Origin of the sequence: Sorangium sp. So ce124 (assembly GCF_051525235.1) — a bacterium.
Taxonomy (GTDB): domain Bacteria; phylum Myxococcota_A; class Polyangia; order Polyangiales; family Polyangiaceae; genus Sorangium; species Sorangium atrum.
Genome location: NZ_CP150312.1, coordinates 8790611 through 8803378, shown reverse-complemented (window position 1 = coordinate 8803378; position 12768 = coordinate 8790611). Strand labels below are relative to the sequence as shown.

Genomic DNA, 12768 nt, shown 5'->3' with positions numbered 1-12768 from the left:
CCATGGCGATGTTGGCTCCGATGACCGCTCTCCGCCGCTCTGCGATCTCCTCTGCCCTCGCCGCGCTCGCGGCCCTCTGCTGTGCCTGCGGCGACGGCGATCGGCTGCAAGGCGTCAGTGGGTCGACGGGGGAGGGCGCCGGTGGGTCGACGGGGGAGGGCGCCGGCGGCCAGGGCGGCGGCGGCGATGGGGGAGGCGGCGCGAGCGCCTACCCGTGGGGGCTGCCGACGGGCTTTCCGGTGCCCAAGGTCCCCGAGGACAACCCGATGTCGTCGGTGAAGGTCGAGCTCGGCAGGCGGCTGTTCTATGACGTGCGCCTGTCCGGCAACCTCACGTACTCGTGCGCCTCGTGCCATCGCCAGGAGCTCGCGTTCACCGACCACCGCGCGAACGCCGAGGGCTCGACGGGCCAGCTGCACTCGCGAAGCTCGATGAGCCTGGCCAACGTCGCTTACCTCACGACGCTGACCTGGGCGAATCCGCTCGTCGACGCGCTCGAGGAGCAGGCGCTCCTCCCGATGTTCGGCGAGACGCCTGTCGAGCTCGGGCTCGCCGGCATGGAGGACGAGCTGCTGGAGCGGCTACAGGGCGAGCCGGTCTACCAGGATCTCTTCCCCGAGGCCTTCCCCGGCGACGACGAGCCCCTCCGCCTCGCGAACATCACGAAGGCGATCGCGGCGTTCGAGCGATCGCTGCTCTCCTACCGCGCGCCTTACGACCGTTACCGGTACGGCGGCGACCCCTCCGGGATGTCCGACGCGGCGCTGCGCGGGATGGATCTCTTCTTCTCCGAGAAGCTGGAGTGCTTCCATTGCCACGGCGGCTTCAACCTGTCGGACTCGGTGGAGCACGACGGCACCACCTTCACGGAGGTGATGTTCCACAACACGGGGCTCTACAACATCGACGGCAACGGCGCTTACCCGGAGGGCAACGGGGGAGTCTACGAGATCTCCCACAAGGAGGCGGACATGGGCCGGTTCCGCGCGCCCACGCTGCGGAACATCGCCCTCACGGCGCCGTACATGCACGACGGCAGCATCGAGACGCTCGAGGGGGTGCTCGACCATTACGCCGCCGGAGGGCGCACGATCGAGGCTGGCTTCCCCAACGCCGGTGTGGGCAGCGAGAACAAGTTCAAGAGCGAGCTCATCAGCGGGTTCGATCTCACAGAAGAGGAGAGAGCGGACGTGATCGCCTTCTTGCAAACCCTGACGGACGACGAGTTTCTGAAGGACCCGCGCTTCGCGGATCCCTGGACGGAGGCGCCGTGAGCCGAAGGCCCTTCCTGAGCCGGGCGCTCCTCGTGCCCGCGCTGGCGGCGCTCGTATCGGCCGCGATGTACACAGGGGCGTGCGGCCACAGCCACGACCACACGTCGAGCGGGACGTCGTCCGACTCGAGCCTGGATGACGTCATCTTCGAGGGCGGCGCGACCGACGAGGCCCTGGAGGAGCTGCTCGCGGTGGAGCCGAAGGACGAGCCCTCGCAGGGCACGGTGTTCGACACGCCCGAGGACGGCGCGATGCTCCCCGGCGACGCCGCGCCGGAGCTGACCTTCCATGTGGCGGGCGCGGCGCAGCGGACGACGCCCCGGGCCGCGCCGGATCTGCAGCTCGCGGCGGCCGCTGCGCCGGGAGCACGGGAGCTCGCTGCGCCGAGGGCGTCGATCGCCGCGGAGCTCGGGGCGCTCCTTGGGCCGGCGCGCGCCGCCTGGGCTCACGGGACGCCCATCAACGGGCGCGCTTACTTCCTGGTCTTCACGACGGCGGAGCGCGAGCTGCTACTCCGGGTGTTCACGACCAAGCTGAGCTACACGCCGGACGCGGCGGCCTGGGACAAGCTCCGCGCTGCCGGCGTACCGATCACGGTCAGCGTGATCAGCGCGCTGTTCGAGAACAACCGCATCGTGCAGGGGGGCGGTCCCTTCATGGGCGAGCCGGTCACCTTCACCATCCTGCCCTGAGGCCGTCGCGCGGCGCGCGGCGCGGCGGTGCCGGCTCAGGACGAGCGGGGGAAGATGAGCGTGTACGAGCCCGGCGCGGGGTTGAAGAGCACCGCCTTGTCCGGGTGCTTCTCCCTGTCGAAATGGGGATACCACGGCAGCGCTCGCCAGGACTCCGACTCCTTGATGAACTCGCGGACGATGAGATCGAGCTCCACGTACTTGCCGCCGGTGATCGCGGAGAGCTCCGGTCCGAAGCTCCAGCGCTCGCGCCCAGGGCGCGGGGCGACGTCGTTGTGCAGCGCCCCGCCGTAGGCGATCACCATCTTTCCCGCGGCGTCCTCGCGGCCGAGCAGCGCCTTCGCCTCGGCGGCTGTCTGGCGCGCGATCATCTCGAGCATGGCCGTCACCGCGTCCGGCCCCGCGCGCACGATGGCGTCGACCTCCTGGCAGGAGGGCTTGAGCTGGTGGGGCCGGATGCCGAGCCGCTTCGCAGCGTGGCCGAGCGCGAGGAACTCGTCCTGGTTCTGCGCCGCCTGGCCCTGCGTGACCGTCCGCTGCTCCGCCTCGACCCGCGCCACCTGCTCCTTCTTGCAGCGCGGATCCACGGCCCAGAGCTCGACGATCAGGTCGGATGCGCGGCCGGCGAGCGCCGGCAGGAAGAGCTCCGTGAAGCGCCGGGTCGTCGAGGGGATGCCCTCCGAGCCTCGCTGTGCGTGCGCCTCGCCCACCGCGAGCACGCGCGGGCCGCTCTCGAGGACGTGGGCGAAGGCCTGGGCCGGCGTATCGAAGGCGAGGCAGCCCAGCGCGCCGCAGGGCGCCGGCGCAGGGGAGGCCGCGGCCGCGGGGGCGGCGGCCTGCGCGGCGGGCGGCGGCGGGGCGGCCGGGGGCGAGCTGGAACCCGAGGCGGCGGCGCTCGCAGAAGGAGCGCCGCCGGCTGACGCGCTCGCGGAAGGAGCGCCGCCGGCCGGAGCGCTCGCGGGAGGAGCGCCGCAGGCGGCGAGGAAGGCCGCGGCCACCAGCGAGGTTCGCGGAGTTCGCATGGAAGCATCTTACCGGGCTCCGAGAGCTCCTGTTCGGCGCGGCGCCTCGGAGCAGCCGAGCGGCTCCCCGGCCGAGCCGCGGCCGCCCGGAGGCTGTCCCAAGGGCTACCCGCAGCCGGGGTGCTGACCCATGTTGCGCAGCGCGTGACGTGATGAGCGAGGGGCATCGTGTCCAGACGGAAGAGAAAACCTGGGGGAGCGCGCTCAGTGAGGCGTCGCGAGCGCGACGAAGCGATGCGAGAGCGCGATGAGGAGCGAGCTCGGCTTGCAGAACGCGACACGCGCGGAACGCAGGGAGAGGGGGGCTTCATCATGACCATGAGGACGAGCGGGCGGGCGGAGCACGAAGCCGCCGCAGGACACGCAGAGTCCGCGATCACCAACAGCCTGGAGCAGGTGCGCGACATCCTGTGCGGCGCCCAGTTCCGCGAGTTCGCTCGCCGGCTCGCGCACACCGACGCTCAGGTCGCCGCCCAGGCGGAGGAGCTGCGGAGCGAAGCGCGGCGGCGTCTGGACGCGCTGGAGGCGCACATGCGCAGCGAGATCGATTCGCTCAGCGCGTCGATCGAGGCCCAGCGCGCGGCCGCCGACGGCGCGCTCGGCAGCGCCGCGCGCGAGTCGCGGGAGGCGCTCGAGCTGATCGCGCAGCGGGTCCAGCGGCTGGAGGAGCTCGTGGCGCGCACGCAGCGTGAGCTCCGGCAACAGCTGCTGGATCAGTCCAAGTCGTTCCTCGACGAGACGCGGCGTACGCGGAGCGAGCTGAGCGCGATGCTCGAGCGCGAGCTGGCCGCCGTGTGGGCCGACGGCACCGACGCGGCCGGGCCGGCGCGCGAGGCGGCCGCGGAATCGGAGCGGTACCAGAGGACGGAGCGCCGCTCGGACGAGGCCGCGTGAGGCGACCGCGCCGCTCCGGCCGGCGGAGCGAGCGCGGCGGTCTGGAGAAGAACGATGCGAGAGCCGAGAGCGCGCCGCGGGGCGCCTCCGCCGAAACAGACGCTCGAAGACCTCCGCCCCCTGCTCGTGGGCCCCGAGCAGCAACGGATCCAGCGGATCGAGGAGCGGCTCGACCAGTCGATGGTCGAGATGGTCGCGGGGGCGCTGCCCGAGGCGGTGATCGAGAGCCGCAAGAAGGGCGAGGCGCTCTCGTGGGCGCTGGAGCCGCTCCTCACCGGCGCGATCGAGGAGCGCGTGCGCCGGGACCCGGGATCGTTCGCGGACGCGATCTCCCCCGCCATGGGGCCGGCCATCCGCAAGGCCGTGCGCTGCGCTCTCCGGGCGATGATCCAGCGCCTCAACGAGGCGGCCGCCCTCGGCCTGTCCTGGCGGAGCGTGCGCTGGCGCGTCGAGGCGCGCCGCACGGGGCGTCCCTTCGCGGAGGTGGTGCTTCTCCGCTCGATGGTCTACCGGACCGAGCAGCTCTTCCTCGTCCACCGCGGGACGGGGCTCGTCCTCGAGCACCTCAGCGCCGACGAGATCCCCTACAGGGATCCCGATCAGGTCACGGCGATGCTCACCGCCATCGACGCGTTCGCCCACGACGCGTTCCGGACCGACGCGCAGCTGGAGCGCTTCCGCGTCGGCGATCTGACAGGGTGGGTCGAGCACGGCCCGTCGGCGCTCCTCGTGTCCATCGTGCGCGGCGTGGCGCCGCCCGCGTACGGGCTCGTCCTGTGCGAGACGCTGGAGCGCGTCCACCTCGCGTACGGCGGTGAGCTCGCCGGCTTCCGCGGCGATCGGACGCCGTTCTCGGGCGCCCGCGAGCTGCTCTCGCGCTGCCTCCAGCAGCAACGCCAGCCGGTCCCGCGCCGAGCTCGGGCCTTGCTCGCGGCGGCCGCGGTGCTGGCCGGGGTCGTCGCGACCGCGCTCGTCTTCCGGGTGCGCGCCTCGCAGGAGGATCAGCGCCGCTTCGAGGGCTGGGACGAGGCGCTGCAGCGCGAGCCCGGCCTGCTGGTCACCGCGGCGGAGCGGCGCGCCGGCCAGGTCGCGTTCACGGGACTCCGCGATCCGCTCGCCGCGGACCCGAGGGCCGTGCTCGAGCGCGGCGGCCCCGTGCCCCCGGCGGTCGCCCTGCGCTTCGAGCCCTTCTACTCGCTCCACCCGCAGATCGTCGAGCGCAGGGTGGCGCGCATGCTGGAGCCGCCGCCCGGGGTCGCCCTGGCGCTGCGCGGCGGCGTCGTCGTGGCCAGCGGGGTCGCGCCCGAGCGCTGGATCGAGCGCGCGCGCTGGTCGGCGGCGGTGCTCCCGGGCGTCTCGGGGTTCGACGGCGAGCGCCTGACGGTCCAGGAGTCGATCGACCGCGCGCGCGCGGCGGCGCGATCCCTCGAGGCGATGGAGCTCCTCTTCCGCCGCGGCGCCGCGCGGCTCTCCGGCGAGCAGGCCGCGCGCCTCGACGCCGTCGCGGCCGCGGCGCTGCGGCTGATCGCGCGCGCGCGCGAGGCCCGCATGACCGCCGACATCCGCGAGATCGGCTACGCGGACTCCGCCGGATCGGAGGCGTCGAATCGAGCGCTCAGCCAGGCACGCGCGGAGCACGTCGCGGCCGAGCTCGTTGCGCGGGGGATCCCGGCGGATCGCCTGCGAGCGAGCGGCGGGGGACTGCGGCGTGAGGTCCTGCCCCCGTCCTGCTCCGGCGGCGCGGCCGGGGCCAGGTGCCTCGCCGGCGCGGACGAGCGCCGCGCGCGCAGCGTGATCTTCCTTGTGGACCTGCGCGCCGAGAGCAAGGACTGAGTCATGGCGGAGAGACGCAAGGTCTGCGTGCTGGGCGCGACGGGGGTCGGCAAGACAAGCCTCGTCGCCCGCTTCGTGCGCAGCATCTTCTCCGACTCTTACCGGACGACCATCGGCGTGACGATCGAGGCACGGCGCGTGAAATGCGATGAAGGCGAGCTCGACCTCATCCTCTGGGACCTGAGCGGAGAGGACGAGTTCCAGGCCGTCCAGACGTCGTACCTGCGCGGCTCCGCGGGCTGGCTCCTCGTCATCGACGGCACGCGGCGCCTCACGGCGGAGACCGGGCTCCGCCTCTACACCGCTGCGCGGACGATCGTCGGAGAGGTCCCGGCCGTCGTCGTCCTGAACAAGGCCGATCTCACCGCGGCGTGGGAGATCGACGACGCCATCGAGGCCAGGCTGAGGAGGGCGGGCCTCTGGATCACGAGGGCGAGCGCCAAGACCGGCGCCGGGGTCGAGGGCGCGTTCAACGCGCTGACGCGCGCCATGCTGGCGAGCGAAGCGCCTTCGTTGCGGGGTTGATGGACGTGGACACGTGGCTCCTCGCGGCGCTCGACAAGCTCGTCCTCGAGCGGTTGCACGACGGCACCTTCGTCATCCGCGGCGAGCCGCCGCCGTGGTTCCGCCGGCTCGGGTTCGCGCCCCCGTGGCGCGACTCGCCGCTCCCGATCGATCGCGCGCTGCCCTTTCTGGAGGTGTTCCTCGCCGAGGCGGAGCGGGCCTGGTCCGTGGAAGGAGCGCCGAGCGTGCAATCCGACTTCTGGACGCAGATGATCGGCGACGACGAGGCGCTCCACCTCGAGGCGACGGCGCTCCGCGTGGGCTCGTCGCGGCTGCTCGTGATCACCCGGAACGACGCGCTGTTCCAGGAGCGACGCCGCGTCCTCCAGCGGGCGCGCGAGCTCCGCCTCGTCCACGAGGCGCTGTCGCGCGAGGTCGAGCGCAAGGACGTCCTCGTCCACTGCATCGTTCACGACCTCTCCGGCCCGCTGAACAGCCTCCTCGGCGCCCTGTCCCTGCTGGGGGAGCAGCCGCTCCCGGAGAAGAGCGGCGCGCTCGCCGCGGTCGCGTTGAAGGCCGCCCTGCGGCAGCGCGAGCTGATCCGGGAGATCCTCGACGTGTTCACCGCCGAGGGCATGGCGTCCGACGCTTCCAGCGGCCACCTCGCCGCGGTGGTCGACGTGCGCGGCACCGTGGCTCGGGTCGTCGAGGCGCTCCTGCCCATGGCGCGCAGCCGGGGGGTGCGCCTGGAGGCGCCGCCGGAGATCGGCCGCGCGCAGCCGTGCACCGTGGTCGGTGAGGAGCGCAGGCTCGCGCGCGTGGTCTCCAACCTCGTCGAGAACGCGCTCCGCTTCACGCCCGCGCGCGCGTCGGTGCGGGTCGCCGTGCACGACGATGCCAGCTGGGCTCGCGTGACGGTGGAGGACGACGGGCCTGGCGTCTCGCCTGCCATCGCGCCGCGCCTGTTCCAGAAGTTCGCGCACGGCGGCGACCCCGGCGCGGGCAGCGGCCTCGGGCTCTACGGCGCCCGGATCGCGGTGGAGCGGTGGGGCGGGGCGATCGGGTACGAGGCGCGGCCGGAAGGAGGGGCGAGGTTCTGGCTCCGGTTGCGGCGCGTCGGCGCCGCGGGCGAGGCGGGCGGCGGCGGGGCGCAAGGGGAGTGATGCCATGGCCAAGCTCATGCTGGTCGACGATGATTCGGGGACGCTCGCGTGGATGGCCGAGGCGCTGCAAGGCGCGGCGTACGACGTCCGGACCGTGCGCGGCGGGAGCGCGGCGCTGGAGCTGCTCCGGACGTGGACGCCGGACCTCATCCTGGCCGACTTCCTGATGCCCGAGATGGATGGCTTCGCCTTCAACCGGCTCGTGCAGTCGCGCGAGCGGGTGCCCGTGATGCTCGTCTCCGTCGTGAACAAGCCGGCAGAGGCGATCCTGCGAGGGGTCGCCGGCTACGTGCGCAAGCCCGTCACCGCGGGGGAGCTCCGCGCCGCCGTCGAGCGCGTGCTCGGCGCCGTCGAGGGGGTCGCCATCCTCGTCGTGGACGACGACGCGGACATCCGGGAGTGTTACCGGCTGATCCTCGAGCCGCGCTTCAGCGTGCTCGAGGCCGAGAACGGGCGCGACGCCCTCGAGCTGCTCGCGCGCGAGCCCGTGGCGCTGGCCATCGTGGACGTCCACATGCCCGTCATGAACGGGGTGGAGTTCATCCGCGCGATGCGCGACGACGCGAGGTTCTGCACGATCCCGGTCGTGGTGCAGACGAGCGACCGAGCGGCCGCGCGCGCGCCCGTCTGGACCGATCTGCACGTGGCGCAAACGATCCTGAAGGACGAGTTCCTCGACTGGCTCATGACCCAGATCGACGCGCACCTCGCGCCGGCGTCGTCGCGCGAGGCCGAGCGCGCCTGGTCGACCGCGAGCCGGTGAGCGCCGGGCGTCGCTCCGGCGGAGAGCGCGGCCCGCCCGGGCGCCGTCAGCCCGGCGTCCACTGCGGGTGGGCAGTGAACAGCCCGGACCCGAAGCTGATGTCGTAGGCCAGGAACAGGCCGAAGCCCACGCTGAGGAGGCTGGCGGCGGCGCCGAAGGCGTTGTGGATCCCGCTGGTGCGAGCGCGCGCATAGGCGAACGGCAGCGCGAGCACCCCGGTGATGAGCGTCATTCCGGCGATGGTGCCCACGCCGAACAGCGCGATGTAGCCGATGCCCCACCGCGGGTCGCGCACCGTGGTGAGCACGAGGAGCGCCACCGCGGCCGAGCCCGCGAGGCCGTGCACCACGCCGATGAGCAGCGGCCGCAGGCTCGCATAGACGCGCGAGCCGCCGAACACGCGATCCGCCCAGCCGAGGTCGTGCCGGTGGCCGTCGTGGTGAGCGACATGCTTCACCGGAGCAACGTCGTGGGCCGGCGGCTCGCCCCGGCGGACCGCCCGGTAGAGCCGCGCCAGGTGGAACACCCCGAGGCCGATCAGCATCAGCGCGACGGTGAGCTCCATGGCCAGGCCGACGTGCGGCGGCACCACGAGCCCGAAGAGCAGGATGGCGCCGCCGATCACCATCAGCGTGAGCGTGTGGCCGACGCCCCACATCGCGCCGATCATCAGCGCCGTCCCGAGGCTCCGCACCCGACTCACGACGGTCGCCACCGCGATCACATGGTCCGCGTCGGTCGCGTGGCGCATTCCCAGAGAGAAGCCGAGGAGCAGCAACGGAAACGCCGAGGCGAACATGCCCCGTCTCGTAGCACGGACGGCGCGCGTCGTGCCACGCCGTGCACGGCCCCCTGCTCCGTCTCCCGGCCGGCTCGCTAGCGTGGCTCGTGCTCTCCTGGCCGCCAGGAGACGCCCACCGGTCCACGGGGCGACGAGCGCTGTTTCAGTCCAGCATGTCAGTTCGCGCGGTCTCGACTGAGCGCGTCGATGGCCTGCTGCATCCAGACCGCGTCTTCTTCCGCTTGCTTCAGGCCGTGCATCATCTGCTGGCGCAGCACACCCGTGGTCTGACGGATGCCCCGTCGAAAGACATCGGCCGCGCGCTCGTGGACGACCTTGAGCCATGGGGCAAGGTCGCGCTTGTCGAGCGGCCCTGGTGCGTCCAGGACGGTGATGCAGGCATCGATGGCCTCGCGCATGGATCGGGACTCGAGCGCGTCGGCGAAAGCGGAGAACTGGAGCAGCGACTCTCGCAGCGCAGCGCGTCCGGTCGATGAGACTCTGTCTGTCATGGCCGCGCTCAGCCTACCACCTGGGCGACACCTCCGCCCGTGAGCGCGCTGCGATTGCGCGTCAGCGCAGGCGGGATCGCCCCGCCGTCTCCAGCAACATCGCGAGCACGAGCGGATCGCCGAGGCCTTGCTCTGCGCCCATGTGCGCGCGGAGGCGCGACAGGCGCGCCGCGTCCTCCAGGAACAGCGGCTCGTTCAGCCGGGTCGCAGCCTCGCGCAGGATGCCCTCGCGCTCGGAGAGGAGCGCTGCGGCGCCGGCGCGATCGCCGCGCGCCACGCGGGCAGCGGCCTCCGCGAGCGACTCGCCCGCGGCGAAGCCCTGGAGCGTGCGCGCCATCGACGGGTCGGCGGACGCCGCGCTGGCGGCGTCGCTGTCCGCGTAGCGCACCTCGATGGGGATCTCCTCGATCACGTTCTTTCTGGAGAGCCGATCTTTGTACCTGAGCTCGACGGTCGCGACGGCTCGCTTCCCCGCGCCGGGGCCGGCGCTCAGCTTGAACAGCAGCGCGTGCCGATCATCGCGGGCGAACACAGGCATGAAGAAGCGCATGCCGCCCTCGGCGTCGTCGCGTCGGTCGGCCGCGATCCGGTCCCGCGACAGGGCGGCGACGTCGGCCGCGATCTCCTGGGCCCGGACGCGAGAGGCCTCGGCTTCGTCCAGCCGGCGCGAGCCGTAGACGCGGAGCAGATCGACGCCCGCCTTCAGGCGCACGCGCACCTCGACCGCTGTCGCGACCGGGTCGAGGCGCTTGTCGAGCTCTGTCGACAGCGCGGGCGCGATCTGCTCCGGGTGCCGCAGGTAGTAGTAGCCGCCGGCCCCGTCGCTCGCGATCGAGCTCATGAGCTGTCCATCGAAGTCGTCGCCGAGCCCGAGCGCGCTCGTCTGGATGCCGCGCTGGAAGGCGTCGAGGGCGAGCCGCGCCAGGCGCTCGCCGTGGGTGAGGCCGCTCGTCGCCCGACCGTCGGAGACGAGCAGCACCACGCGCACGGCGTCCTCGGGGATGCCCGGCCGGCTCGCCTGCGCGTAGCCCAGCGAGAGCCCCGCGCCGATGTTGGTGCCGCCGCCCTCGCGGAGCCCCTCGATGGCGCGGCGGATCGCCGCGCGGCGCGGGCCGACAGGGCCGTCCTCGATCACCTCCTCGGCGTCGCTCGAGAAGGTGGTGAGCGAGAAGTCGTCGGTCGGCGCGAGCCGATCGACGAGCGCCTGCGCGGCGCGGCGGGCGCTGTCGATCGGCGCGCCGGCCATCGAGCCGCTCGTGTCGAGGACGAGGTGCACCGAGAGGTGCGGCCGCGCGGGCGCCGCCGCCGCCGCGGAGCGGAGCGCGAGGCGCAGGTGGAAGGCGCCGCCGCCCGGGCCGAGCGCGGCGCGCTCCAGGTCGGTGCGCAGGCCGAGCGCCTTGTCGGGGGCGAGCGGGACCTCCGGGGCGTAGCGGGCGGCGACGTCGCCGACGAGCTCGCGCTCCGCCGCGGGCACGACGCCGCGCGCGAGGGCGGCCTCGAACGCGGCCAGGTGGCCGCCCCCGGGCCGGTACGTGGTGGCGAAGCGGCCGTTCGGATCGAGGGCGACCTCGGGCTCCGGCGCGTAGGCGGCCGCGCTCCGCGCCGAGACCGGCGGCGAGGAGGCGCCGGCGCGCCCGTGGCCGCTCCCGAACCCCTGGCCCGACCCGGCGCCCGCGCCGTGCCCGATCGTCCCGATGGATCCGCCCCCGAGCGCCGCGCCGTCGCCGGCGGGACCTCCGTAGCCGAGGAGGGGGAGGCCCGCGCCGCCTGCGGAAGACGCGGCGCCGTCGAGCCCCCACGCCGCCGTGGGCGCGCTCGGATCGCCGCCGCCCCCGGCGTTGAGCAGCCCGATCATCCCGAACTCGGCCGCGTCGCGCAGCGCCTGCTGCTGCGCCACGTGCGGATCGGGGCTGTCGCTCGGGCCCTTGACCCCCCACACGTTCCCCATCGCCTCCGCGCGGGACGCAGGCGGACGGCCCATCGCCCCTTCCTCGCCCTTGGCTCGCGTCCCTGCGCCGCCCTCCTTCGCGTCGGCGGCGGGCCCCTCGGCGCGCTCGCCCTCGCGCTCGAGCGACGCGCGCAGGTCGCGCTCGTCCGCGGACGCGAGGTACTGCTGCACGAGCGCGATCCGATCCGCGCTCATGCCGGTGGACGGGTCGACGAGGGGCGGCGCCCAGCGCGCGAGCGCGCCGAGGAGCCCGAGGTGCAGGACCGCCGAGGCGGCGTGGAGGGCGAGGCTCTTCCGGCTCACGAGCGAGCGGCGCACGCGCTCGCCGGCGGCGACGTCCGCGTGGATCTGGATCCGCACGCCCGCGATCTCGACGTCCACGCGGCCGTGCGCGGGGAGGGGCACGAGTTTGGCGCCGGGGATCGCCGCGCGCGCCGCGCCGGCGTGCAGCTCCCGCGCCGCGGCCGCGGACAGCGGCGCGCCGCCCGGGGTGAGCGTGAGCGTCCCGGTAGCGGCGCCCGGCAGGACGAAGCGGACGCGCCCCGCGCCGTCGACCTCGAGGAGCGGCGCGCGGCGCGCGCCGAGCACGCGCTCGGGGAGGAAGCAGTCGCATGGGCGGCCGTCGTCGCGCCCCTCGCCGATGTCGAACGCGCGCGGCGGCGTCAGGTGCTGGACGAAGAGCACGGTCGTGCCCCAAGAGATGACGATCTCCACGGAGCGCACCGGGGCCTCGGCGGCCTCGCCGGCGCTCGCCGCGTCGGGCTGCCTCGCGGCCGTGAGGTTCGGATCGGTGGCGGCGGCGACGCCATCCCCGGCGTCCGTCGTGTTCGCGCTGGGCATAGATCTCCCCTGTGCGCCGCGCGGAGCGGCGCGCTCACGTCATCAGGAACCGCGCGGAGGGCGCGCGGCTCGCGTCCTTCAGGCGGGCGCTCGGCCGCGCTGGCCGGCTGTCTGTCGTGCCTGCGGAAAGACAGCGGCGGCGTGCGGAGGTTCCGGGGACGAGGGGCCGCGCTGCCGCGACGGGCCGTGCTGCCCGGTCCGAGCGCGCTCCGGCGCGGGGCGCGAGCGCGCTCCGGCGCGGGCCCCCTCCGGACGGCAATGCTCAATTTCGAGCAATGTTGCCGTCAGCCTGCTCGCCCCTGGTCGTCGCTCTCCACCTGCGCCGTCTCCGCCGGGTCGAGGCCCGCCAGTTCGGTGCGGCGCCCGCGCTGCGCCTGGCCACGGTCAACCACCGGCAGCGGGCAGCCGAACTGCGGTGTGGGCACGAAGTGCCCGGGTCGCGCCGCTCGCCGGCCGGCAACGTCGAAGGCGCGGGTCGCTGATCCTCGCGCGCGCTGGTTTATGCGGCCCTGGCATGCTGCTCGCAGCCAAGGTCCGTGCGC

Annotated in this window: 11 protein-coding genes; 7 read left to right on the top strand and 4 right to left on the bottom strand. The window is 73.9% G+C overall.

Annotated features, from left to right (window positions below; genetic code table 11):
- The first annotated feature begins 2 nt into the window (after positions 1 to 2).
- The gene (locus WMF19_RS32900) at positions 3 to 1274 is read left to right on the top strand and encodes an MbnH family di-heme enzyme (RefSeq protein WP_437893983.1); all 1272 of its coding nucleotides are present in this window, start codon (positions 3 to 5) and stop codon (positions 1272 to 1274) included.
- On the top strand, positions 1271 to 1966 hold the full coding sequence (locus WMF19_RS32895; protein ID WP_437893982.1) for a hypothetical protein: 696 nt from the start codon (positions 1271 to 1273) through the stop codon (positions 1964 to 1966). The genes WMF19_RS32900 and WMF19_RS32895 overlap by 4 nt, the downstream gene beginning before the upstream one ends.
- A 35-nt stretch (positions 1967 to 2001) precedes the next feature.
- Here the strand turns inward: WMF19_RS32895 and WMF19_RS32890 are convergent, their stop codons facing one another.
- Positions 2002 to 2988, bottom strand: a complete 987-nt coding sequence (locus WMF19_RS32890) for a hypothetical protein (protein WP_437893981.1) — start codon at positions 2986 to 2988, stop codon at positions 2002 to 2004.
- Between the two features lie 312 nt (positions 2989 to 3300).
- On the opposite strand from WMF19_RS32890, the gene WMF19_RS32885 reads away from it, so the two are divergent.
- Genes WMF19_RS32885 through WMF19_RS32865 form a run of 5 tightly spaced genes read left to right on the top strand, consistent with a single transcriptional unit; the run spans position 3301 to position 8145 of the window.
- Positions 3301 to 3882 (top strand): OmpH family outer membrane protein, encoded by a 582-nt coding sequence (locus WMF19_RS32885; protein ID WP_437893980.1) that lies wholly within the window; start codon positions 3301 to 3303, stop codon positions 3880 to 3882.
- A gap of 54 nt (positions 3883 to 3936) precedes the next feature.
- Positions 3937 to 5715: an OmpA family protein gene (locus tag WMF19_RS32880; RefSeq protein WP_437893979.1), complete on the top strand. Its 1779-nt coding sequence runs from the start codon at positions 3937 to 3939 to the stop codon at positions 5713 to 5715.
- 3 nt (positions 5716 to 5718) lie between these two features.
- Positions 5719 to 6240 (top strand): Rab family GTPase, encoded by a 522-nt coding sequence (locus WMF19_RS32875; RefSeq protein ID WP_272094747.1) that lies wholly within the window; start codon positions 5719 to 5721, stop codon positions 6238 to 6240.
- Entirely contained in the window at positions 6240 to 7382 is a 1143-nt protein-coding gene (locus WMF19_RS32870) for an ATP-binding protein (RefSeq protein WP_437893978.1), read from the top strand. The genes WMF19_RS32875 and WMF19_RS32870 overlap by 1 nt, the downstream gene beginning before the upstream one ends.
- Before the next feature lie 4 nt (positions 7383 to 7386).
- The gene (locus tag WMF19_RS32865) at positions 7387 to 8145 is read left to right on the top strand and encodes a response regulator (RefSeq protein ID WP_437893977.1); all 759 of its coding nucleotides are present in this window, start codon (positions 7387 to 7389) and stop codon (positions 8143 to 8145) included.
- Between the two features lie 46 nt (positions 8146 to 8191).
- Here WMF19_RS32865 and WMF19_RS32860 read toward each other — a convergent pair whose 3' ends face one another.
- The 3 genes from WMF19_RS32860 to WMF19_RS32850 all read right to left on the bottom strand — a co-directional run bounded on the left by WMF19_RS32860 (position 8192) and on the right by WMF19_RS32850 (position 12226).
- Positions 8192 to 8944, bottom strand: coding sequence for a high-affinity nickel-transport family protein (locus tag WMF19_RS32860; protein ID WP_272094744.1), 753 nt, complete (start codon positions 8942 to 8944; stop codon positions 8192 to 8194).
- A 158-nt stretch (positions 8945 to 9102) separates the two neighbouring features.
- On the bottom strand, positions 9103 to 9345 hold the full coding sequence (locus WMF19_RS32855) for a hypothetical protein (protein ID WP_231864310.1): 243 nt from the start codon (positions 9343 to 9345) through the stop codon (positions 9103 to 9105).
- Positions 9346 to 9499: 154 nt separating this feature from the next.
- Positions 9500 to 12226, bottom strand: a complete 2727-nt coding sequence (locus tag WMF19_RS32850) for a vWA domain-containing protein (RefSeq protein ID WP_437893976.1) — start codon at positions 12224 to 12226, stop codon at positions 9500 to 9502.
- Positions 12227 to 12768 lie beyond the last annotated feature (542 nt).